This window comes from Clostridium culturomicium (assembly GCF_000821305.1).
Lineage (GTDB): Bacteria > Bacillota > Clostridia > Clostridiales > Clostridiaceae > Clostridium_J > Clostridium_J culturomicium.
Genome location: NZ_CCXK01000017.1, coordinates 655,044 through 679,500, shown reverse-complemented (window position 1 = coordinate 679,500; position 24,457 = coordinate 655,044). Strand labels below are relative to the sequence as shown.

28 protein-coding genes and 1 pseudogene are annotated in these 24,457 nt (G+C 29.3%); 2 read left to right on the top strand and 27 right to left on the bottom strand.

Annotation, left to right across the window (positions count from 1 at the left end):
* Positions 1 to 66: 66 nt before the first annotated feature.
* From BN1075_RS15550 to BN1075_RS15540, 3 genes are all read right to left on the bottom strand, one after another.
* Positions 67 to 618 (bottom strand): PepSY domain-containing protein, encoded by a 552-nt coding sequence (locus tag BN1075_RS15550; protein ID WP_052406580.1) that lies wholly within the window; start codon positions 616 to 618, stop codon positions 67 to 69.
* 654 nt (positions 619 to 1,272) lie between these two features.
* On the bottom strand, positions 1,273 to 2,130 hold the full coding sequence (locus tag BN1075_RS15545) for a GNAT family N-acetyltransferase (RefSeq protein WP_040194147.1): 858 nt from the start codon (positions 2,128 to 2,130) through the stop codon (positions 1,273 to 1,275).
* Positions 2,131 to 2,182: 52 nt separating this feature from the next.
* Positions 2,183 to 2,752 (bottom strand): hypothetical protein, encoded by a 570-nt coding sequence (locus BN1075_RS15540; protein WP_040194145.1) that lies wholly within the window; start codon positions 2,750 to 2,752, stop codon positions 2,183 to 2,185.
* A gap of 267 nt (positions 2,753 to 3,019) precedes the next feature.
* Here BN1075_RS15540 and BN1075_RS15535 point away from each other — a divergent pair, with 267 nt between their 5' ends.
* Complete coding sequence (locus tag BN1075_RS15535) at positions 3,020 to 4,090, top strand: PQQ-dependent sugar dehydrogenase (protein ID WP_040194143.1); 1,071 nt, start codon at positions 3,020 to 3,022, stop codon at positions 4,088 to 4,090.
* Positions 4,091 to 4,588: 498 nt separating this feature from the next.
* Here BN1075_RS15535 and BN1075_RS15530 read toward each other — a convergent pair whose 3' ends face one another.
* The 24 genes and pseudogenes from BN1075_RS15530 to BN1075_RS15420 form a co-directional block, all read right to left on the bottom strand.
* Positions 4,589 to 5,209 (bottom strand): histidine phosphatase family protein, encoded by a 621-nt coding sequence (locus BN1075_RS15530; RefSeq protein WP_040194142.1) that lies wholly within the window; start codon positions 5,207 to 5,209, stop codon positions 4,589 to 4,591.
* 196 nt (positions 5,210 to 5,405) lie between these two features.
* A complete protein-coding gene (locus BN1075_RS15525; RefSeq protein WP_040191082.1) occupies positions 5,406 to 5,747 on the bottom strand; it encodes a hypothetical protein in 342 nt (113 codons plus the stop codon).
* 279 nt (positions 5,748 to 6,026) lie between these two features.
* Positions 6,027 to 7,226 (bottom strand): hypothetical protein, encoded by a 1,200-nt coding sequence (locus tag BN1075_RS15520; protein ID WP_040194141.1) that lies wholly within the window; start codon positions 7,224 to 7,226, stop codon positions 6,027 to 6,029.
* Positions 7,227 to 7,430: 204 nt separating this feature from the next.
* Positions 7,431 to 8,039: a bis(5'-nucleosyl)-tetraphosphatase (symmetrical) YqeK gene (gene yqeK, locus BN1075_RS15515; protein ID WP_042387394.1), complete on the bottom strand. Its 609-nt coding sequence runs from the start codon at positions 8,037 to 8,039 to the stop codon at positions 7,431 to 7,433.
* Positions 8,040 to 8,137: 98 nt separating this feature from the next.
* On the bottom strand, positions 8,138 to 8,290 hold the full coding sequence (locus BN1075_RS21670) for a hypothetical protein (RefSeq protein ID WP_156132806.1): 153 nt from the start codon (positions 8,288 to 8,290) through the stop codon (positions 8,138 to 8,140).
* A 416-nt stretch (positions 8,291 to 8,706) separates the two neighbouring features.
* Positions 8,707 to 9,243: a hypothetical protein gene (locus BN1075_RS15510; RefSeq protein ID WP_040194140.1), complete on the bottom strand. Its 537-nt coding sequence runs from the start codon at positions 9,241 to 9,243 to the stop codon at positions 8,707 to 8,709.
* Between the two features lie 97 nt (positions 9,244 to 9,340).
* Positions 9,341 to 9,538 (bottom strand): hypothetical protein, encoded by a 198-nt coding sequence (locus BN1075_RS15505; RefSeq protein ID WP_040194139.1) that lies wholly within the window; start codon positions 9,536 to 9,538, stop codon positions 9,341 to 9,343.
* Between the two features lie 149 nt (positions 9,539 to 9,687).
* A pseudogene (locus BN1075_RS21665) lies at positions 9,688 to 9,862 on the bottom strand (TIGR04076 family protein); the annotation flags it as partial.
* Between the two features lie 6 nt (positions 9,863 to 9,868).
* On the bottom strand, positions 9,869 to 10,177 hold the full coding sequence (locus BN1075_RS15495) for a hypothetical protein (RefSeq protein ID WP_040194138.1): 309 nt from the start codon (positions 10,175 to 10,177) through the stop codon (positions 9,869 to 9,871).
* A 273-nt stretch (positions 10,178 to 10,450) separates the two neighbouring features.
* The gene (locus tag BN1075_RS15490; RefSeq protein ID WP_040194137.1) at positions 10,451 to 12,358 is read right to left on the bottom strand and encodes an FtsX-like permease family protein; all 1,908 of its coding nucleotides are present in this window, start codon (positions 12,356 to 12,358) and stop codon (positions 10,451 to 10,453) included.
* Positions 12,358 to 13,110: an ABC transporter ATP-binding protein gene (locus BN1075_RS15485; RefSeq protein ID WP_040194136.1), complete on the bottom strand. Its 753-nt coding sequence runs from the start codon at positions 13,108 to 13,110 to the stop codon at positions 12,358 to 12,360. The genes BN1075_RS15490 and BN1075_RS15485 overlap by 1 nt, the downstream gene beginning before the upstream one ends.
* 120 nt (positions 13,111 to 13,230) lie before the next feature.
* Positions 13,231 to 14,256, bottom strand: a complete 1,026-nt coding sequence (locus tag BN1075_RS15480) for a sensor histidine kinase (protein WP_040194135.1) — start codon at positions 14,254 to 14,256, stop codon at positions 13,231 to 13,233.
* Entirely contained in the window at positions 14,253 to 14,924 is a 672-nt protein-coding gene (locus tag BN1075_RS15475) for a response regulator transcription factor (RefSeq protein ID WP_040194133.1), read from the bottom strand. Before BN1075_RS15475 ends, BN1075_RS15480 begins: the two co-directional genes overlap by 4 nt.
* A 188-nt stretch (positions 14,925 to 15,112) precedes the next feature.
* Positions 15,113 to 15,757: a class I SAM-dependent methyltransferase gene (locus BN1075_RS15470; RefSeq protein ID WP_407637977.1), complete on the bottom strand. Its 645-nt coding sequence runs from the start codon at positions 15,755 to 15,757 to the stop codon at positions 15,113 to 15,115.
* Between the two features lie 58 nt (positions 15,758 to 15,815).
* Complete coding sequence (locus BN1075_RS15465; protein ID WP_040194131.1) at positions 15,816 to 16,319, bottom strand: NUDIX hydrolase; 504 nt, start codon at positions 16,317 to 16,319, stop codon at positions 15,816 to 15,818.
* A 25-nt stretch (positions 16,320 to 16,344) separates the two neighbouring features.
* Entirely contained in the window at positions 16,345 to 16,671 is a 327-nt protein-coding gene (locus BN1075_RS15460) for a MazG nucleotide pyrophosphohydrolase domain-containing protein (protein ID WP_040194130.1), read from the bottom strand.
* Between the two features lie 222 nt (positions 16,672 to 16,893).
* Entirely contained in the window at positions 16,894 to 17,427 is a 534-nt protein-coding gene (locus BN1075_RS15455; protein ID WP_040194129.1) for a SurA N-terminal domain-containing protein, read from the bottom strand.
* Positions 17,428 to 17,493: 66 nt separating this feature from the next.
* On the bottom strand, positions 17,494 to 18,261 hold the full coding sequence (locus BN1075_RS15450; RefSeq protein ID WP_040194127.1) for a class I SAM-dependent methyltransferase: 768 nt from the start codon (positions 18,259 to 18,261) through the stop codon (positions 17,494 to 17,496).
* A 147-nt stretch (positions 18,262 to 18,408) separates the two neighbouring features.
* Positions 18,409 to 18,882, bottom strand: a complete 474-nt coding sequence (locus BN1075_RS15445) for a hypothetical protein (RefSeq protein WP_040194126.1) — start codon at positions 18,880 to 18,882, stop codon at positions 18,409 to 18,411.
* 60 nt (positions 18,883 to 18,942) lie between these two features.
* Positions 18,943 to 19,227 carry a VOC family protein gene (locus BN1075_RS15440; RefSeq protein WP_197072330.1) on the bottom strand — a complete coding sequence of 95 codons (285 nt, stop codon included), beginning with the start codon at positions 19,225 to 19,227 and terminating at the stop codon, positions 18,943 to 18,945.
* 225 nt (positions 19,228 to 19,452) lie between these two features.
* Positions 19,453 to 19,731 carry a preprotein translocase subunit YajC gene (yajC, locus tag BN1075_RS15435; protein ID WP_040194124.1) on the bottom strand — a complete coding sequence of 93 codons (279 nt, stop codon included), beginning with the start codon at positions 19,729 to 19,731 and terminating at the stop codon, positions 19,453 to 19,455.
* A gap of 117 nt (positions 19,732 to 19,848) precedes the next feature.
* The gene (locus tag BN1075_RS15430; protein ID WP_040194123.1) at positions 19,849 to 21,033 is read right to left on the bottom strand and encodes a M20 metallopeptidase family protein; all 1,185 of its coding nucleotides are present in this window, start codon (positions 21,031 to 21,033) and stop codon (positions 19,849 to 19,851) included.
* A gap of 16 nt (positions 21,034 to 21,049) precedes the next feature.
* Entirely contained in the window at positions 21,050 to 21,736 is a 687-nt protein-coding gene (locus tag BN1075_RS15425; protein ID WP_040194122.1) for a hypothetical protein, read from the bottom strand.
* A gap of 19 nt (positions 21,737 to 21,755) precedes the next feature.
* Positions 21,756 to 22,457, bottom strand: a complete 702-nt coding sequence (locus BN1075_RS15420; protein ID WP_040194120.1) for a DUF5058 family protein — start codon at positions 22,455 to 22,457, stop codon at positions 21,756 to 21,758.
* Positions 22,458 to 22,729: 272 nt separating this feature from the next.
* Here BN1075_RS15420 and BN1075_RS15415 point away from each other — a divergent pair, with 272 nt between their 5' ends.
* Positions 22,730 to 24,370, top strand: a complete 1,641-nt coding sequence (locus tag BN1075_RS15415; protein ID WP_040194119.1) for a PucR family transcriptional regulator — start codon at positions 22,730 to 22,732, stop codon at positions 24,368 to 24,370.
* The last annotated feature ends 87 nt before the right edge of the window (positions 24,371 to 24,457 follow it).

Here is a 24,457-nt window from a genome sequence, read left to right as displayed (position 1 = left end):
CCAAATAAAAAAATATTACTGAAACCACAAAAATTCCAGTAATATTTAAAATACAAATATAAATCTTTAATCTTGCTCATATGATAATATGCTTCCTGTGTTAGCATCTATCTCATAATCATACTCCTTATTATTATGAGAAAACTCTATATCATATTTTTTAACACCATTATCAAAATCCTTTTCTATTCTTCCAAAGGTCACTTGGTCATTATTTAAATTTGCATGTTTTAAAGCTATTTCTTTTGCTTCCTCTTCAGTTATTTCACTAACGCTTTCATTGGTTCCTTGTTGTCCAGACATAGTATAATCTTCCACATCATAATCATATTCTATAATTTTTCCATCAGTTGCATTTATTTCATAATCATATTCCTTATTTTCATGGTAAAATTCTACGTTATACTTCTCTACTCCATCATCCATTTCACTATCTGCTCTAATAAATGAAACTTCTTCGCTGGTTAAATTTGAGTTCTTCAAAGCTATTTCCTTTGCTTGTTCAATAGTGATTTTGCTATTTATTTCATTTTTATCATTTGATGTAGCCGAATTATTACAGCCTACTAATCCCATACTAATCCCCATGATAATTGTTGCTATTACTATCTTTTTCATTTTTTTCCTCCTATATATCATCATATTATTAATATCTTGTATTTGGATCAAACCTTTTAAGTATAAAATCTTTTATACCCAAATAGATACTATTTAATTTAATCGAAACCTTATATCCTTAATACTCTAATTCCCCCTTTATAAAATCAGAAATACTAGATTCATCTTCCACAATTAATATCCTCTTAACTATGATCACTCCTTTGTAATCTATCACTTCTCTGAAATTACCGCCTTTTCTTTTTCTTTACCTTTAATCGCCTCATATAATCAGCTTCTCTTTCAATCTTTAATCTAATTATATAATATATCTTTTTATTTTTCATTAAGTCAAAATTAAAGTTAAATTAAAATTTTTTAATGTTCTTTTAATAATACTCTTCCAGATTATTTCACTTTCATGAGCCAAGTCTCATATATTTGTTATAGTTTTTTATATAGGTAAATGCCCCTGAATAATAAAAAACTCCTCAGCATAGGGGTATATTTAATACCCTGCTAAAGTATTTTTCAAAGGATGTTCTATTCAATTTTCAACAAGCATTTTTATTTATTAGTTCTTAATATAAACATTATTCTTCACCAATTCAATTTTAACAATAGCTGAATCTTTTTTGAAAACTACTAATCCTTACAAAATAACAATTTGACAATTTAAAGTATGCATTTGTAACATCTATATTTAGCTTGAACCTCAAAGCCTGCAGTCAAAGCAGCATTCAGTTCATTAGTAGAATCTTCTTCAATAAAATATACAATTTCCTTTACTTCACCAAGTTCATTATATAATCGGGTTAGCATCTCATTAATTAAGATACCTTCAATTCCCTTATTTTCATATTTCTCATGAACAAATAAGCCAAAAACCTCTGCTGAGTCCATAACTCTCTTAACAAAAATGCTCCCAATAATTTCGCTAGCATTTCTATAAACAAATACTCGAAAGCGTTCCATATCCTTCAGCAAATTTGTGCTATTATAATACATTTCTAAAGGAATGGCATATCTGTCATGAAACTTAGCATATTCATCAAAATTGTTTTTGCTAACTTCTTCTACGCAGTGATTTCTTTGATTTGTACGTGGTTCTAAGTTATGTATTTCTGTAACAATACTAGATTCACTACACTTAATATTCTTTTTCTTGAAATATTCATTTGCATTTTTATTGGTAAAAGGTATTCCAGTTATAAAGAATTCATATCCAGTTAATTGATTCCTTATGTAATTAATAAGTTCTTCTCCAACTTGGTCATAACCATCTTTTATTAAAAATATCTTTGTTTGAACATACTTTTCCTCATCTATCCAAAAATAAAGGCAAATCCCACATAATTCACCTTGCTGATAGCTAGCTATTACATTTTTACTATCATCATCTATGAATTTTTTAATATATTCTTTAAGCTCTATAATTGAATCTTTTCTTGGATAACTGGCATTTAGGTTATCCTGACTCAATTCCCATGTGAAATCAATTACTTCCTCAACATTATGAATTGTTTTTATCATTTCTAATCCCCCATTTATTTTATGGTTTATTTTAATATGATTCTTATTAATATTAAAACTTGTATTTAAAATATTCCTTAACGAAATTAGCCATAGGATTTTTCTCATTTTCTTCTGCTATATAATCTAAATCTCCATCATAAAAATACAAATATGCTATACTCTTTTTTTCTTCAGATATTCCAATCATTCCAAAGGATTTAGGAAAATCTGTATTAGAGGTACCATTTTTATCTATAACTCTAAAATCATAGCTTTCTACTGAAAATTCATATTCAGGAATGTAATATTTACTTTCATCATAATCAGATTTGATTTTTCTATCTAAAAAAATATATTGTTCATCTAATTTATTTTTTTCAACTTCAAATGTATTATCATCATAATTTACGATGAGGGCAACAGAATTGGATTCAAAAAATAATATTGACTTATGTGTATATTTGTACTCTATATTGTCATACTCAGGCAAATTATCTAGGGTTGGCATAATATCTTTTGCCTTTGAATCAATTAATGTCCCAGTATTAAGATATTCTTCAAGATTTGAACTTGAATTGCTGCAACCAGTAATACAAATCATAAGAATAATTACAATAGCAAATAAATATTTTTTTCTCATTATAAATCAGCCCCCTAAAAATAAAGTATAGCTATTTCGTAACATGATACCATTGTGGTTTATTTGATACATGTATTATAACCTAATTTTAGAATAAATGTAATAATTTTTAACACTAAATAAAAGTAGCCTCTCTCCCATGATAACTACAGCTTCTAGTATCTATAAAAGGAACTACACTATGAATTATCATATTTTTATTCCTTATAATTTTTCCATTAAAAGAATAGTATTATAACAACATATATAATTTGGAGGCTATGAAATATGAGAAAGAAAATCTTCAATTTTCTTAATAAAATAATATCACCACGTAAAAAAACAAGGCAATTTCCTTACAACATAGAGATTGTGGCAGAAAATTTAACTGTACCTTGGGCAATAGACATAAATGATGAAGGCAAAATATATTTTACAGAAAGGTCTGGCTCAATAAAAGTTATTGAAAATGGACTACTTAATCTTGAGCCCCTTATTACCTTTAGAGCACCATTTATAAGTCAAGGTGAAGGAGGATTGATGGGTCTTGCACTAGACCCTAGTTTTTTACAAAATCATTATATCTATGTTATGCATTCCTATAGAGAAAATAGTAGACTCTACAACAGAGTGGTCAGATTAATTGAAAACAACAATGTGGCAGTTATTGATAAAGTTCTTTTAGACAAGATTCCTGGTAGCCAATTCCATAATGGTGGGAGAATTAAGATAGGTCCAGATAAAAAATTATATATAACAACAGGAGATGCACAAAACCCATCACTGGCACAAGACATGTCAAGTTTGGCTGGGAAAATCCTCAGAATAGAACTTAATGGAAGTATACCTCTAGATAATCCCTTTCCTAATTCCCCTGTTTATAGCTTAGGTCACAGGAATCCTCAAGGCTTAGCATGGAATTCTAAAAACATTTTGTACTCATCAGAGCATGGTCAATCAGCCCATGATGAAATAAATATAATAATACCAGGAGACAACTACGGATGGCCTCTTGTTCAAGGTGATGAGACTTCTACAGATCCAATAACTCAAAAGCCTTTAGTCCACAGCAAAGAAGACACATGGGCCCCATCTGGCATTACTTTTATAACCCAAGGACCATGGAAAAATAAGCTACTAGTTGCAACTCTTCGAGGACAACAACTCCTTTTAGTATCCTTAAATAAGGGTGGCACAGTGGTACAAAATATGGAGTCCCTACTAAAAAATGAATATGGACGCTTGCGTGATGTATATGAAGGAAAAGATGGTTCTATTTATATTGCAACAAGCAATAGAGATGGTAGAGGAAATCCTAATTTATCTGATGATAAAATCCTTCGTCTTGTTCAAAAGTAAATATAAAGGGAGAACGATATCTCTTATTTGAGATGTCGTTCTCCCTTTTAAAAGCATTCCCATAACTCTTTGATCTCTACTATTATATAATACTACTATTATGAATTGCTTGTAACATATCATTCCAAATGACATGCTATTGAACCTTGAAAAATCTATTTCTACTAATTAGCTCGCAATATTATTGAATTGCAAACAAAAAAAATACCGTATACTCTTTTCTGAATAATACGGTATTTTTATAATAGTTTAATATTATTAACTATTTTTTCTTTTTATGACTAACTACTACACCACATCCAATAGCTGTAGCAATACAGATTATTAATGTTATAACTTGCCATGATGACCATCCACCAAACTCCATATATCTTTCCTCCCATTAATACCTTTATATCATATATAATAGCACATTTTGTAAATACCATACTATTCAATTTTTAAAGAACATATTTTTTAAATTAGTTCGCAATATCTGCATATTATGAGTCAAATAACCTAATCATTCAGATGCTCTATATTATTAGAATCAATTATTTTCCACTTACCCGATATATACTCAATGCTATGAATACCCGTATTGTATGATTTGCATAATTTAGCACTTTTATTTGTCCACTCTAAGCCACTTATAATGTAATAGATAAGCTCAATTACGCCACTGTGTGTAACGAGCATTACATTTGGACCAATTTCACAATTAATCATTTTCTCACAAAGCTTTTTATATGCATTTTTGATTCTAGAATAAAATTCTAGTGGACTTTCACCACTTGGATATCGTTCATCCATTTGTAGAGTGTTAAAATAAAGACCTGGATATTTTTCAACTGCTTCCGTATTCAAAATCCCTGCTAGCATCCCATTATTACTCTCTCTCCACTCTTCACAGAACTTTACAGGCATATTAAACCTTACAGATATTTCATTTACCGTTTCTACTGTTCGTTTTAAATCACTACTAATTAAGGTATTAATATTATATTTATCTTTATTATTATATAAATGCTCTGCTAATTTCTTTGATTGATTTATCCCCTCTTCAATTAAGCCCAAATTACTCCATCCACCACGATATTCTTCATAATCTTTACCATGTCTAACCAAATATATAATCATATTATATATCTCCATATGTAAATTTTATATCTTCCAATTTAATACAATTACGAATTTATTATAACATCCTTTTTAATAATGTATTATTTAACTTTTAAAATTTAAATTTCATTTACTTTGCAATATATTTGAATTGTGTACTAAAAAAATACCGTAGATTCATTTTGAATAATACGGTATTTTTGCAATTTAATCTCTAATTTATTTTAGTAAAATCTAATTCTACTTCTCCATCTGTTATTACTATAATAGTATTCTTGTTTGTTATTGTACCAGCGTTACATTTTCTATTACAGTTTATATTTTTATAAACTATATTAGCATTTTCATCCAATACAATAATTGCTGAATCACTATTTTTATTAACAAATTTGTATTGCAAATTATATTCACCTTTATAATTTTTATCCAAATTATAAATTCCTTCCTTATAAACTTTATTAATAGGTTCAATAGGAGTATTTGCATATACATTATTTGTAGTAAAAATAATAACAGCTATTATTAATGCTGCTATATAAATCGCTTTCTTTCTCATGTTATTCACCTCATAAATATTATTTACTACATTTAATATTTAAATACGGTATTATTAACTTTTCAAAAGTCATTTAGTTCACAATATGATACTATCATGAATCAATTATGACATGTTTTATAAGCACATGACTATTTAATTTTTTAAGAACATTTTTATATATTATGTCATATATAAATGACTATAAAAATGCAAAAGATTAATGTTATAACTTGCATGATGACAATCCACCAAACTATATGCATTTTATCTATTAATAATGCAATATAAATTAAACTATTAGATTTTAGATATTGTAAGACTCCTCAAATATCTACCTTGTCCATCAATATTATTTGGCGTTGCAACAAAACCTTCTTTTACTAAGTATTCATTTGTAGCCCCAAAAATTTGATGCCATAACTCGTTTGCTGTTTCTTTTATGTCAACATTATGCCTTACAGGTGTTATCTCTGATACATTAATCTCAAAACTATCAAAGATTTCTTTTACTATAGGAAATATATTTTCAAGTATAATATCTGATAATTCTTTAATAGTCGTAGCTACTTCAAAATCATAAAAAACTGTAATATTCACCGAAATACTATTATCCTCATTTATACTGATATACTCTAACTCATGCAAAAACTGTGCTATACTCTTTTCTTGTTCTGATAATTGACTATACGTAATATCCTTTTCAATGACACTACGTATTAAATTACCACATTCATATGCAATTTTCTTGTTCATTCTATCTAAAACATTGTTATATGCAATATTCACTTTATCAAAGGGGCTCGCACTATGAACACTTTTTTGCGTTAGCCTAAAAAATCTAAACATATCTTTTCTTAAACCATTTAAATCTCCAAAACTATTAAAAGTGAATTCAGAGCTTCTATAATTATTGCTACTGCATAATATCTTGTTGCTATGTTTTTCAACTAGTTTGCTATCCTCGTATGCAACAATAATATAATTCCTATTTCCTGGTTGTAATTTTGATGAACAAAAAGTATTTCTTTTAGTGAAAAATTCAAAAGCAGTACCATCGAAGATTTTATCACAGATAATATGATATAAAATTCTTTCATAAGTATAGTGTTTAAAGCATCTTAATTGTGAAACTTTTGCATACAGCACGTCTTTAATATCAATTATTTTTTTGCCAATAACTTCTCCTACTTTATAAATATATTTTTCTATTTTCTCTATATCTTTCTCTAAAATAATAGGGAATTTAACCTGATATGAGTTGTTTTTAACTTCTATAGCATTAATTAGTTCAAGATTATTGATATTATTCGCAACAACTTCATCTTTAATATTTAAAAGTTTTGCAATCTCAAATCTGGAAATAGTAAATGGTTTATTTTTTGCAATTATATACAGTATTTCAGATGCATATTCTCTATTACAAACGAATTCTGGATTATATTTATCGTATTCGCCAATTTCTCCAAAAAAATAAAAGTTCAACTTTCTATTTATCATTCTAGCTTCCTCCTAAAATAGTTATTTCACTCTTTAATACTATTACGAATTATATTTCATGCCGTATTGTTCAATCTTCAAAAATCAAACATTCATAATTAGTTCGCAATATCTACATGTTCACTAAACAACCTTAATGAATTATATATACTAAATCTAGGTATAATCTTATTAGTAATTGTAATTGTAAAAACTGTAATATATTTATGAAAAGTATCTATGTGCCTCATTCATCCATTTATGAGGATATAAAAGTTTGTTGTTATCATATATATAATCAATATAATTTTTACAAGCACTTTCTAATGATATATTTAGGCCATCTATTATAATGTCTAGATATGGAGGCTCCCCTGCTTGATCCCATGCTATTTTATCAGCCAAAAATAATACCATTTCATATTTAGTAGGTTTACTTTTCAATGTAGTATGACATTCAATTGAAGATAATATATCTTTTTCTTTAATATTAAAATAATCAAATGCTATCAACTTAGAAATCCTTTGATGTAGCAAAAAAGGATATTTTTGTTCAGAAGCATCTAATAACATATTGTTTTTATTTGCTACCACAGTCATATCCTTTGGATTCATTATTGCACTAATATCATGTAGTAATGCTGCTTTATAGCATATTTCAGAATTTAACTGAAATCTATCCGCTAACTTTAAGCTTGTTTCAGCAACTTTTAGTACATGTTCTTTTGTATTATTCTTATTATTTATTTCAAGAAGATTACATACATCCTTAGTGAAATCTCCTGTTTTTTCGATAATATTTATATAATCAAAATTCTCCAATTTTATTATCATAATTAGTTCTCCCTTACCAATTCATATTTACATATTAATTCCATAATAAATAAAGTATATAATCACAATATCAATGAATGTATCTAATTCATTAGTAGTCAATTTTCTATACTCAATGACCATACTTGTTCTCCAATAAACTTCTTGATTTTCTTGCTCTTTCTTAAAATCACCACTTTATTAGCATGTTGATTTAATCCAGCTTCCAAATCATCTTTTCCAGTCTCATAATTATTTAAATATTTAAACATAAACTTAATCCTATGAATACTAGGTGTATATAAAAATTATTCAATTTCTAATTTTTGCTTAAAGAATCTAGTCACAATTCTTATTCTTCTAACAAAGATGCTTGGCTTAAGATGTTCAATCATATCAACTTCTTTCATACCCTCTTTATATTAATCACAATTTACTAAGGTTATCTTTGAATTGTGAAATAAAAAATACAGCATATTCATTTCTGAATAGTACGGTATTTCCAATGATTTAATACTTAATTTTTTTCATGATAATTTAAAATTGAGAAATACAATTACTCTACCTCTATTACCCTAAATATTTTACCAAATCAATACTATTGCCTAACTTTTCTTCAATTGCCTTTATGCTAAGATATCTATGTGCACCGCCCATAACAAAAATTATACGCTTGCCCTCATTTTCTTTAATAATATTTATTATGTTTTTTATTTATATGCTCATCCCTTTCCTGCCAAAAACGAGCATATTCTTCATAAGGAGTTTTATCTAAAATCATAAAAAATTGTTTGTAGTAAATCTCTACAAAAATATCTGCAATTTCACTATTGTATGTTTTTAGATTTGATTTCTTAATAAATTCTTCCTCTTTTTCTTCGATAATCTTTAGTAATTCTCTTTCCTTCTCAAATCCCTTGTCACTTTCAAATTGTCTATATAACCTTTTAATGCTTTCATTTCTCCAATATTCATGTGAAAGCTTTTTATTTTTCATATCTTCTCCAAGCCAATCAAATCCATATACTTTTATCTCTTTAGAAAATCTATAAACTATTTCGATCATTTCACTAGGATAACTAATATGTAAATATTCCTTTGATGAATTAATATCCTCTGGTCTTATTTCTACCCCAATAACATCAGGGTTGTATTCCTCTATAAACTCTAATACGTCATCTTTATAAATTTCATGTATTACTCCTAAAATAATCACTTCTGTCATATGTTTATATACCTCCAACTTTTCTTAATATTCACTCATTTTATCATTTAATACTGTTACGCAATATCAATCAATTTTTCATTGTAAATAACCAAAATTACGAAAACAATAACAAGTTGAATCCAGATAACATCATTAATAATGATATACCTGCAATAACAATATATTTCTTTGAAGTTTCTCCATTTATAACAGAAGCAATTCCATAAATAAGTGAAACAACAAACGAAAATGGCCACACAAACCAAGTCCATATGTATATAATACCTAATATTCTCACTATTTCTATTTGCATGATTGCTTGCCCCTTCTTTAATTCTATAAAAACAAATTCTCGACATATATATAATAACATATTTTGAAATACCTACTATTCAATTTTCAAAGATCAACTTACGAAATTAGTTCACAATATCTACAAACTGAATACAATGAAAATCAAAACTAATCCAAAAACTTTCCCTTATAAAAATTCTCATTGCCAAGTTTCTTTGCCGTCAGCCTGAACAGGACACAGCCATCTAGGCATTATAATATCTTTGCTATATTTCCCATTGCCACAAATGTTCTCTAAATCTCCGCCACTTCTAACCGACTCCATAATTGGGAACATAATCATTGGTAGTTAAATTTTACGCCCTACGCCATATTTACTTATAAAGAAAACTACTAAAGATATAGTGCATGCAATACTAGTATTTTCTGATGTAATTAGTGTATTATCTAATCCTATAAGAGCAATAAACATGTTAAGTATAAAAGCTATAAAGAATACACCGTATGCTAGACTGCAAACCGTGCTCCAAATCAAACGTTTAGAATTATTTTCATTACTTTTTGTCAAAGATATAGTTTCCCGTATTTGTTGCACAAGCCCATATGCAAACATACATATGATGGGTATTATTATCATCTTATCTAATATAGCTAACATTTTATATACCTCCTTGAAATATGAAGTGAAGAAGAATTATTAAAATAATATCTAATGTTTTGTTAATTTAGTTTCTTGTAAAGTAACTTACTTAGACAAGCATAATCGCAGTGATACAATATATATATGTTTTTATTTCTTCATCCAATGAGCAATTAGGTTTAAATGATAGTTTACTTTTGTCAATTTCAGAGTCTAATAGATAACTTGGAATTTACTGGTGGTTATTGATAAAAATAAGGAGCATACCATTACAGTATGCTCCCTTTATTATTAAACATCAACAATATTTTTAAAGCTTTTAATTGATATAATTGCACTAACTACAAATATACTTACTGATACTATAATACTTATAATAAAAGTTAAGTTCAGGTTTTCTGATAAAAATTTTCCTAAAACGTTTATTGCAAAGAAACTATGAATTAATCCTATAGACAATGGAAGAACATAAAATAAGGTTACTTCTTTTCTAATAGCTTTTCCTAAATCCTTCCTTGATGCTCCTATATTTTTTAGAATCTTATATTTATCCTTGTCCTCTGTTGCATCACTATATAGCTTAATATAAATAATACTAGCTTCTGCAAGTACAAATACTAAGAATAAAAATGCTCCAATAGCATAAACAAGCTTTAACCATTCAACACTTTGAGTTTTATATTTTCCAACTTGAATGTTAATATCATCATTTAAATATGGTCCTAATCCTTGGCCTAATTTATTAATAATATCTTCATTTAAAATATCTGACTCATTTTTAACCTTAATTCCATAAAAATTAACCATTTGCCCATGATTATAAAGTTTTTCATATTCCTCATTATTAACAACGATTGTTCGGGCTTTAATTAAGGAACCTAAAACCTTAAATCTTATATTACCTTCGCTAATTTCAAAGGTTTTATCCGCTAAAGTTATTTCAGTTGGCTTTATTAAGCTTCCTAAGGTATTGGGGTTTTCAATATAAATAGCATTATTTCCTTTAACCATTTCTTCATTAATCTTTTCTAAGTCTTTTTCATATCCATTGCGCTTCAAAATATCTTCAAACCCATCATAAGACATCACTATATAAGCTTGTTTTTGAAAGGATTCAACATTTCCTAATGTATTATTAACCATTAATACCTGAGTATTTAAATCAAACTTCTTTTCACCTAATACCTTGGTAATCTCTTCACTTATGTTTTCAGTATCTATTTTGTTTGAAGAAGAAAAGGACATTGTAAATAACTGATCATTTTCCTCACTCATTGTATAAAGATTTCTCATGGATACTGCTGTACCTAAAACCGTAACTGTACATGCTGTCAAAATCCCTATGGTAGCATAGGTAGTGTAATTTTTCTTTACTCTATAAGCTAAACTACTAATAGTCAGTATGTTTTCGCCCTTATATAATATCTTCTTATTATTGATGTAAAAATTAAGCACTGCTGGAATCGCAGCATAAAACAAACCATACGTACCTATACAAACTAAAATTAAAGTTTTAAAGGCATTCATTTTAGAACTAAATACTAGGTAATATCCATATGTAATACAACCTATAGATACCATTGCAATTATATAAGTAAACACTGTTACTTTAGGCATCTTTTCTGTTTTCCTACTACTATTTAAAAGCTCAATTACCTTACTTCTTGAAATATTAACAAAGCCTTTAATACTCATTAATAAAAATATGGCCATAAATATTATAAAGGTGTTTACCATGGACCTCTCCGTAATAGCAAATTTCACATCTATATTAAAACCTGCCACTGCAAAGACTATCATTTGAAAAAACTTAGAAAATAATGCACCAACGCCAATTCCAATGATACTGGCAGAGATACCAATGAGCATCATCTCTGTGAAATAGATTTTACCTATGGTTTTTAAATCTACACCCATAAAGGTAAAGAGCCCTATTTCCTTTTTTCTGTTTTTTAAAAATACATTAGACACATACCAGATAAAGAAAAGCATAAATAATCCTAGAATTATACTTATCATTTGTAATAACATTTTAGTATAAACAGCATTAGCTTCTCCTAAAACCTTTAAGGATTCACTGTCCATAAGAATTAAAAAGTTACTTAGTATAATAACTGAAAATATCATTGATATAAAAAACATGGAATATGTTTTTATATTATTTTTAAAGTTATTAAATGCTATGGAAAATACGCTCATTATTTAGCACCTCCCAAGGTTGCTAATAAATCAATTATTTTTCCATAAAACTCTTTTCTATCATTCCCTTTATTTATTTGACACTTGATTTCTCCATCACTAAGCAGATAGACCTTTTTAGAATAACTTGCACAAAAGGCATCGTGAGTAACCATTATTATAGTTGCATTATTTTCTTCATTTACTCGCTTTAAACATTCTAATAAATCTGTAGAAGACTTAGAATCTAAAGCTCCTGTTGGTTCATCTGCAAAAATAACCTTTGGTCTAGTAATTAACGCCCTTGCAGCAGCCCCTCTTTGCTTTTGTCCTCCTGATAGCTCATAGGGATATTTCTTAAGATGCTCCGTAAGTCCAAAGATATCAGCTATTTTATTAACCTTTTGCTCTATCTCCTTAGTTCTCTTTCTTCCTAAAGCTAAGGGAAGAGCTATATTATCCATTAGTGTCATATTATCTAAAAGGCTGTAATCTTGAAAAATAAATCCTATTTTATCTTTTCTGATATTAGATAGTTCTTTATTTTTTACCTTCGTAAGATCAATTCCATCTAAAAATATTTCCCCTTTGCTAGGTTTATCTAGTGTAGATAATAAATTTAGGAGTGTAGTTTTACCTGCACCTGATGGACCCATTATAGATAAAAACTCTCCCTCCTCCACGGATAAAGATATGTTATTTAAAACTCTAGTCTTAAACCCCTTAATCCCATAATCCTTTGATAAATTATTTAATTTTAATATTTCTCTCATGAAATTTTCCCCTCCAAAAACTAACCTTCATTTTGCTGAACTTTCATCAGCTCATAAATTAATTTTAGTGGTTTTTTACTAATTAATCCTTCACTTAACATTACATTTAAACTTTCAATGTTACATTTTTGTAATAGTAGTGAAATCAGATATTTTATTAAACTTGATTTTAAACAAGGTGTATTCATTTTTCACTGAATAAACCTCAAAGGAATTTCCTAGTTTATCTAAAATCTTTTTAGAAAAATACAATCCCATTCCTGTGGATTTATACCTTGTATCTCTACCATTGTTGCCCGTAAACCCTTTATTAAATACTCTTTCTAAATCTTCCGCTGCAATTCCAATTCCATTATCTCTTATATTTAAACAGATATATTTATCACTCTCCTCACCATAGAATTGTATCTTTGCATTTTCCCTAGAATACTTTATTGCATTATTAATAAGTTGATCTAAAACATATAATATCCACTTTTTATCCGTAAAAATATAGTGGTCAAGATTCTCTAGTTTTATTTCTATATTATTTCTTATTAACATAAAGGCATTGTTTTTTATAGCTTGTTTTATTATATCTTGCAATTTTACTTCTGAAATAAATATATCCTCAGCTGCAGCTGTTGCTCTACTGCCATACATAACGGAATTAACTAAGAAATTTATTTTTTCAGTTTCATTTTTGATTTCAATGCTAAGCTCTGCATCGTCAATCCGTTCTAAAATCATTGATATGGCACTAATAGGTAACTTTATTTCATGAACCCATTTTGAAATATATTCTTCCATATCTTTGATTTGTGTCTCCTTCTGGTCTATAAGCTGCGAATAATTATTATCTTTTTTATTTATTATGTAAGCCATTATTTCTTCTTCTAAAGACTCTCTATTAATATCATTTAAACTAATATCATTATCCTCTTCCATACTTTCATAAAGTCCACTAAACCTTTCCTTCCAACGTGCATATTTTATTATAAAAGCACCAATATAAATAAATATAAGTATTACATCTAAGTAATATATTTCTTCCATCCTGCCCTTTAGTAAGTTTAATACTAAAAAATAGATATTAATAAAAAGTAAAATACTAAAATTAAATAATATACTTTTTATATTTTCCTTTATAAATCTTTTTAAATTCATTGTATAAAATACCCTATCCCTTTTTTAGTTTTAATAACATCATCTAATCCTAAATCCTTTAATCTTCCTCTAAGCCTTGTAATATTTACAGTTAAAGTATTATCACTAACAAATTCATCATCATTCCATAAACTCATCATGAGTTTTTCTCTAGATACTACTTTTCCTTTGTTCTTTATTAATAATGATAATATTTTTATTTCATTTTTCGTAAGCTCTATTTCATTATCCTTATATCTAAAAATACATTTTTCAATATCTAAAATTGCATCATTATAATAAACTAGTGAATCTGAGGTAGTATAATCATAACTTCTACGCAGCAATGCATTAATTTTTGATATTAATACCTCCATTGAAAAAGGCTTTGTAATATAATCATCACCACCATTATTCATCCCCATAATAATATCCATATTAGAATCCCTTGAAGATAAAAATATTATAGGAACCTTGGAAAGCTCTCTTATTTTTTCACACCAATAAAAGCCATCATAAAAAGGTAAATTCACATCCATCAATACAAGACTTGGTTTTTTCTCTATAAATTCCTTTACTATATTATTAAACTCATCTATTATCTCTACTTCAAAACCCCATTTTCTTAAAGATAACGCCAGCTCTCTAGCAACATCTAAATCATCTTCAATTAACATTATTTTCTTCAAACTTTTCACCTCTTATTTAGTATCTTACTCATCTTATTAAAATACTATCATAAATTTACAATTAGGGAAATTAAAAAGGAGCTTCCACTACTGAAGCCCCTCATTATTTTATATCTTTTCAAATTCAAATAACTCTTTAATGGTTAAACCTCCAAAATTTACCTTGGCAATACACTAATTTTCTTCAGTTATTTATGAGCAATTATAATTGTTGTATTTTCTATACGAAATACTTTTTCTACCTTCTTAAACCCAGCTACCTTGAACATTGATAACTGATTTTCTATAGTACAAGGAGTATCATAATGATAAAATTCATTTTCTGAAATATTTAATTCTTTACGAATACGTATATTTTCTGCATAGTAATAATCTTCATCCTTTTGATTTTCTACCATGTAATCACATTCTATATATACTCCATTAGGTTTCAATGAATTATATATTTTTTTATACAATTTTATCTTATCCTCATGAGAAAAGTGATGCATTGCTTGAAATGAAATAGCACAATCATATACACACCTATCTAAATCAATATCGAAATAACTATCACAAATTAGATTTAGAGATTTATCCTGGTGCTTTTGACTTAATTTATCAAGCATAGCTTGAGTGAGGTCAATTCCTGTAACTTTAATATTGGGCATTACTTTAAAAATTTCATCAAGTTCGAGGCCCGTTCCACATCCAAGATCAAGTAAGGTTGTACAAGTTTTAGGAACCAACATTGACATTTTTTTATATGCCTCCTTACAACCTTCAACATTGGTAAGCATATGTTCATCATATCCCTCAACACGAGCAGTAAAAAAATCACTCATTTTTTCCATAATCAACTCTCCTATAAGTATATATCCTGCTTGAATAGTACGAAATTGAAGTTTATTGTTATAAATATCCTTTTTGATTGAAATAGTTTAAATAACGTTTCTTCTGTGTTTCTATCATTTCTCCAGAGTTTACAAAAGAAATGAAATCTGTTTCATTTAACCATTTATATGACATAGTTTCTCCCTTTTGAAGTGATATAGATGTTTTATCACAATCCGTAACGCACAAGAAGGTATAAAAAATACACTTATCATCATCGAAAACAAAATGGTCAATCTCTTCAAAGTTTTCTGAAACGATTCCCGTTTCTTCAAGCAATTCTCTTTTAATACACGCCATCTTGTCCTCACCTTTAAGTGCAGAACCTCCTGCTGTGGCCTCATAATATCCACCATAATTAGGTTTAGACAAGTCTCGCCTCATAAGCAAATAATCGCCATCCTTATGTTGAACAAGAACTTCGCATACCAGATGATACACATCATCTGGCAATACCTCTCCACGAATTAAGTCTATATTCGCACGTGTTCCATCTCTAAAATATCCATCCCAAACTTCCATCCTCAATCCCCCTAAAAATTCTAATTTACCAACGCTCCATATTTTTGTTATACTTTTCTAAATATGCCTTTTTTATTTCTTCAGGTGAAATTGAATAACAAAGCATTACGTCATTAAAGTACATTAGAACATCACTTAACTCCTCTAAAAAATGCTTTCTGGTTTCTTCATCATTCATAATGTGACTATCGCCTTTCTTCTTTATTATATCGGCCACTTCACCGACCTCAATCATTATCCATAATAATTGATTACGACCTTTATCAGGTGATAATCCACCCCATTTATCCTTATATTTCTCCTGTAATTGTTTTTGAATTATGTTCATTTCATTTAGTCCGAAATTCTCCATATTAATCTCCCTTATAAATTCCTATTTATCCCACAGTTTAACAAACAACTAACTCATACAATAATACAATTATCGCTTATAACTTATTTTACCATAAAAAGCATATGCTTCATTAAGTATATTGAATAATCGAAGCTTTATATATTGTAAAAAATAAAAAACCGAAGGAGTGGAAATTAAAACCCAACTGAACCTTCGGTTATTTTGTATAATCTATAAGAACTAATTATTATAATATTTAATTTCATACTTATTACGTAATGTTTGTAGTGTTTTAGCTAAATCATTACCAAGTTTCTCCTTGGTTTTACCAATGATAATTACCTTTTTATAGCCATTAAATGCATATGAATTCCAATATTCTTTCTCTGTTAATCCTAATGTATTTAAAATCTTTTCAAAGTCTGTTTTTGATTTAACAGCTTCAACACTATTATCGTTTTCTATCTCCTTAAAATATTTTTTTGCTCTATCCATTTCATCAGTTATCTCTTTCTTAGTTGTTTTAACCTTTAAATCTTTAGAATATAAAAGTAACAACCTATTATTTATCAAGTTTTCTATACTTTCTTTTTCTGAAAGATAACTATTAATCATCGACATATCTAAATCTTGTTGTGTTATTTTCTCTTTATCTACTGTAACTAAAATTTCAGATGTATCGATAACTTTAGCATCATTAATACTACCAGAGCAGGCCGTCATTACTATTAATAAGGTAAATAGCGCTAAAATTGCAGTTAATTTTTTAAGCACGTAATTCTCTCCTCTCAATTATGTTGTTCACCTCTAATTATTAGATTAATACCACTGATGCATAAATTAAACTTGAATTCCTGCTTTTTTTGCTACAATTGTAAACTCACCTAGTACATCTTTATTTGTCCAAGCTGGATGTTCATCAAATCTATTCAAAATAAATCCATTTTCAATAACTACATTAATAATTTCACTAAGGGTATATTTCCTATAACTACATAAAGGTATCTGTCTACGGATCTCATCGGGAAAAAATCTTGCATGAGCCATTTCACCTTCGAATACTTCTGTTGAAAAATAACTCATTGTTGGTTGCTCTACCTCTAGAATATCTGATATCTTTTGAAACGGATGAAAATCACTGCAAATCATTCTTCCATTTAGCTTTAAGAGCTGATTCATTATCTTCATAAATTGGCTGATATCATGAAAGTAATGAAGAACTCCACCTTCCATAAAAATCACATCAAAATATTCTTCGTACTTGTTTATGTCAATTTCCAATACATCACCAACTACAAAATCAATATTTACATTAGCTGCATCTGCAACTTCAAGAGCATACCTTTTATTATCTTCTGAAATATCAAAGATTGTAACTTCTGAACCTAAAATTGCTAGTGGAATTGCTTTTTTGCCGCAGGAACCACAAATATTAGCAATCTTAATGCCTTCATACCTCTCGAAGTAGTTTACATATTTTCTTAACATTCCCTTTGGATTTTCTAAATCCTTCTTTGCTCTATCTGATGGTTTTCCTGAATTATTTACCCAAAAATCATATGCATTATATTCCCAGGCCTTTTTGTTTTGTTCACTATAATCGATCATATAATCACCTCTGCAAAATCCTATCTAACATCCAAAATTATGAATTACTAGATTTATAATACATCTTCTAAATATAAAGGAGTGGTAATGTTTCCTTTATGAATTCTTATAATCTAATTTTGCTACATTATATTCTAAATTGTTATTCTACTTTAATGCGTCCCCCAGCATTTCAAAGCCCTTGCTTAAATAGTTTATTTTCTGCTTGTGAAATACCTCACCATTAGATGACAGTAATACCGTTCCTTCTATTATTTGATTATCTTTCGTTGGCTCTTTTCCACCCATAAAAGTTGTCCATATAACTTCTACATCTGAACTTGAAATTCTTTTATCATGTTCAACCACGTATTGCATTCCTTTAAAAAAGCCTGAATTCGAACTTGCATTTACAATAATTAAGTTATCTTTATCTTTATATACCCTTACTTCATATAAAACTATATCTTTCTCAGACTCTACATACTCTCTATTAGGTGATACTATTTCCTCATATATCAATTCAGCATTATCAATAGATATAAAAGAAGGCTTTTTAGCACCTTTACTAGACGCGCTCCAAAATACTACTATTACTAAAAAAACTAATATGGCTGAAATACTAACAATTCTTTTTTTCATTCTAGACCTCTTTCCAATGACAATTCCATATCCTCATTTTCAAGTTCATAATTGGTAAAACTACTCAGGAAATTCACCGTTTTCAGGTACATACTTTCCTGTTATCTCAATTACGTTTCCGTCTGGATCAGTAAGCTGAAAATAGTAATATGGACTTACATTACAAACATACTTTATATTAGTTATGTCCTTTGAAATATTCAAGCCTTTTACTCGTTTAAATTCCTTTCGTAAATCTTCATCCCAAAAATTCAATACTACTTTTCTTGAATTCGGTAAATTAACAATTTCTCTATACATGGGAATCCCTCTTTCATTATAACTTCTTATAATTATCTGATTCATTTTATAATACTATTGTTCATAAACCCCTTTAATAAATTGACATATATAGCTTAACTATTTACCATATATTTTATATATTGGCATATTATACAAAACCATACCAACTACTCTTTTAAAAATTTTAGCTACCGCATTAACATTTTAAGCTATAAATAACTAAATAAAAAAAGCCGTCACAGGCAAAGGCTCAACCCCTTTTCTGTGACAGCTTATTTACTTTATAAGTTAACTTGCATGTTTTGTTTTTATGGTTTGTATTGCATAAATTAGCGTTTTAATACAAGTTCCATTTGGATCTATTTGAATTAATACAGTTTCCTCATCACGCTCTTTTACAATGCCTATTACCCCTGAGATTGTAATGACTTCATCATTTACTTCTACTGAATCATGTATTTTCCTTACTGCTTTATTCTTTTTCTTTCCTGGGATAAATACACAAAAATATAGCATTACCCCTACAAATAGAAGCCATAATAGCATTGGCATTAATGTCTTTTCCATATTACCCTCCAAATTATTTGTATTTTATTACTTTTATACTTTATTTTTCTAACTAAATTATACAATACTTTTTTCTTTCCTTCAATTAACCTAGGACCTATGCTTTATAGTTATTAATTACTTTTCGTTTCCCAAAAGTTTCATGGCAATTGAAGTAAAGATTGCTGGCCCCTTGTAAAGCACGTCTTCATCAATATTAAATTTAGGATTATGATGAGGCACATCAGTACCTTTACTGCTGTCAGCTGAACTTAAGAAGAAAAATGCTCCTGGAACCTTTTGTAGATAGCAGGCAAAGTCTTCTCCACCCATATTAGGTGTTTCAACTTTTCTTATAACCATATCCTCTCCAATTGCAACACTTGCTGCATCAGCTGCAATAAGTGCCATTTCTTCATCATTAACTACTGGAGGTGCACCCCAGATAATCTCAACTTCACAAGTACCACCAAAGGTTTCTGCAGTACTCTTAGCAATTTCATCTATTCTTCTTGCAAGGAATTGTCGAACCTCTTCATCAAGAGCTCTTATGGTTCCTTCCATTTCAACTTCATTTGGTATAACGTTATAAACATCACCACCTGTAACTTTACCAAAGGTTAATACAGAAGGTTTTGTTGTGGCAATTTCCCTTGCTAATACTGCTTGTAAATTAACCACAATATGTGATGCTATATTTATTGGGTCTACGCCTTTTTCTGGAGTAGAACCATGACATCCCTTCCCTGTAACCTTAATAACGAACTTATCATAAGATGCCATAACACAGCCTGGAACTATTACGGCTTTTCCACTGGAGATTTCTTTACCCATTATGGAACCTATATGCAATCCAAATATTGCATCAACTCCATCTAAGGCACCATCTTTAATCATTACTTCTGCTCCACGGGCTATCTCTTCACCTGTTTGGAAAAATAACTTTATCTTTCCTGAAAATTTATCTTTATTTTCAGTTAAAACCTTAGCCGTTGCTAATAACATAGCCGTATGTGCATCATGTCCACATCCATGCATTTTACCCTTATGCTGAGAAATGTACTCTACCTCATTAGCTTCTATTATTGGAAGAGCATCCATATCAGCTCTAAAAGCTATGGTTTTTCCTTCACCAGTACCGCAAATAGTTGCTACTATACTACTATCAACTTCAGAACATTTATACTCAACACCTAATCTATCAAGTTCTTCCAATACAAATTTCTTTGTTTTAGGCAGATCAAAGCCAAGTTCAGGAATTTTATGAAGTTCCCTTCTCATAGCTACAATATGAGCTTGTTCATTTTTACAATTTTCCCACATATCTTTCACTCCTTAATTAGAAGTTTACACTTCCACTTGATTTTTTCTTATCCATGTTATAAAAGACTCTGGATATTCCAAGACTACCAAATACAGATGCTACAATAACTATCCATGCAGAAGGATTTATTGTAACCTTTAATAGAATTGGTATTCCAAGGGCAAAAACTGCAACTTTAGGCTGTTTTAATGCAAAGTTTCCAAAGGTACCACCAAAGATTGCAGCTCCAGCATACTTAGTAAGTCCTGTTACAATAAACTCTGGTAAAACAGCAACAACGGTGGAGCCTATTATGGCTGCTAAAGTTGTAAAAATCAAATTTGTTATTATGGAACCACAGATAGCCATAGTTGAAGCAACTTCTGCTTGAATGGTACCTGGCTCACTGTCAGTAACCTCTAATGCTAGTGCAGCACAAGGCACACGCATATTTCCTATATTTCCAGATAAAAAGCTTAAATATGTTCCAGTCATACCTAAAGCTGCATAATAAGATACCGGCTCTACGATATAAAAAGCACCAAAGGAAATTGCAACTAATCCCCAAGCAGCTAAAACCACCGCTGGGTCAGGCCAGCAATCATAGGTTGTACAAAGCCATATAACTGGTATAAATGATGTAGCTGCAGCAAGTAAGTTAGTAGGCATTCCGATTCTCATACTACCTTTTTTCCAAGTTTTCATATAATCCTTGTTTTCCATATTTCTCACCCCTCTTCAATTACACCATGTCATATAGAATTGCACAGGCCATACCAACTATCATAGATATTCCTAAGGAATACTCCATAACTTTTGGATACTTAGGCACAATGAATTTAACTAATGCCATCATGGATAAAGCACCAGTAAGAGAAGCAATTGCAGTTCCTACACCCTTTAAAATTTCTCCACTATTAAGATAACCAAAAATACCTAGTGAACATGCTGCACTTAAAACTCCAAGCCACTTAGTATCTCCTCCACTTATTTTGTCTCTCAACTTCTCTAGTCCTGGAGTAAATAATCCTGTTACTACTAGCCATCCACAGCCATTAAGTGCCATGGTGAACCAACATACTGCCATAACTGTAAGGTTGAATCCCGCACCACCTAATTCTGCTCCAGATGCTGTAGATCCTAAAGTGGCAGCTGTTAACTCTGTCCCAGCTGAACCAATAATAGAAAGACGCATCCAAGCCATTGGTCCTCCGATTGAAGTCATTAATCCTACCATAACAATAAATACACCCATTGCTGGTCCTATAGCAGAAATTAATCCAATACGAAAGGCTTTTTTGGGAACCTCTGGATCAATATTAGCTGTAACAGTTGTTTTCTTTGCCATCCTAATGTAAAGAAGTGCTTGCACAAATGCAATTGCAACTGTAACGGAACATAACGCCCAAACTACAGCTGAATTAGCTATTTCTTTGTGGTCCATTTATACCCCTCCAAACTTATAGAGATTTAATTTTCAACTTGTGTTGTATTAAATCTTTTAATTACTTTATATTTAAATTATACAATTTTGTACATTTTATTAATATATATGTAAATAACAACAAATTTTACTTTTTATTGTCCATGAGGTATAATTATATGTAATAGTTTTCAGATATTTCAGATAAATTTGTATTCAACATACAAATCATTTGAAATTATATATATTTTAACTGCTAAAGCAGCATATTCTTTTTTCTAGGAGGTATTAACATGACTCTTTTTGATTTAATAAATCTTCCAACCTTAAAGGGATTAAAAATTATTGCTGGTGAACTTGGAATTCATAAAAACATATCAGGGGTAACAATAGTTGATACACCAGACGGTTTTGATTGGCTTATGGGAAATGAAGTGGTAATTACTACTGGATATGCCCTTAAAGCTACAGGAACTAGTCTGGCAAGCTTTATAAAAAGCATTGTTAATAAAAATGCCAGTGCTTTAATAATTAAAACCAACCGCTATATTACTCATATTCCGGCGAACGCTCTCAAAATAGCCAATGAGCTGAACTTTACCTTATTAACCTGTCCTGAGGAATATGCTTTTAGCGATATAATAAATCCTGTACTCACAAACATAATCAACAAGCAGAATATTTACCTAAACTTAACTGCACAAATCCATAACAAATTTATGCAGCTTGCCATAAACAATAACAGTATTCCAGAAATCTTAACTATACTCTCTTCCTTTTTAAAAAGAGATACTATCTTTATTGATACTTATTTTAATAAATGCTATTATTCAAACCCTCAATGCAAGATAGCTCCTTACCTCTCCACCGTTGAAGATTATAAGGCTCTTAAAAAGGATGAGTTAAAAGACTATACTCTTTATAATGTAGCAAATAGATACGAACCCTTTGGTCTCATACTTACTGAGAAGTCAACAGAAATGCCTGACGATGAAGAATCTAATATTCATCAATCCCTAGCTCAAACGGCTTATGAATATGCCAGTATCGTAATAATCTTAAGAATGCAAATGAGAATCTCTAATCACATGGTGGATGAAAAATATAAGAACTCCTTTTTGGAAGATATACTCTTAAACAATATAAAGACAGAGAGTGAAATACACAGTAGAAGTAAACTATATGATTGGGATTTTTCTAATGGCGGACAAGTTCTTCTGCTAGACATAAATAAGATAAAAAAATACTACACCTACGAGTTAGACTCTAATACCAATGAAAAATTAAAGTTATATACAGAGAAAATCTTCTCTGCTGCTATTGATACCGTTGAAAGTGAATTTCCTAATGCCAAGCATTATATATTAAGTGATTTAATTGCCTTTGTTCTTTCCCTTGATGAAAAAACAAGAAGTAATTCAACTAAAAAATATGAGGATATCTTCAAAACCATAAGGCATAAAATCTCTGAAGAAACTCCTTTCACCGTAACAATTGGTGTTGGTAATTATTATGACAACATAATCAACCTTCATAAAAGCTACAAAGAAGCAAAGACCTCTGTAGAAGTAGGCTATATGCTAGATAGATTTGATTGTATTCTGCACTATAAAAACATGGAAATATATCATCTGTTAAAGCGTGTTTCAGACAGCCGTGAAGCTGATTTTTACTGTAAAAAGTATATTATACCTCTTGTAAACTACGATAAACTTCATCACTCAGACCTAGTGTTAACTTTACAGGAAATCGTTAATAATGGCTGGAACATAAAGCTTGCTGCGGAAAAACTGTATATTCACTATAATTCTGCTAAATATAGATTTCAAAAAATGTGTGATTTATTAAACATGGATTTAAGGGAGCATGATACTCAATTAATGATTGAACTAGCCTTAAAAATGTATTTTATAAATGGCATTAAGTTAATATAACTTATATTAAACTGATATTAAGTAATGTAACTGACAGGGTGCAGATAGATTAAATTTACTCAACTCTATCTGCACCTTCTCAAACTC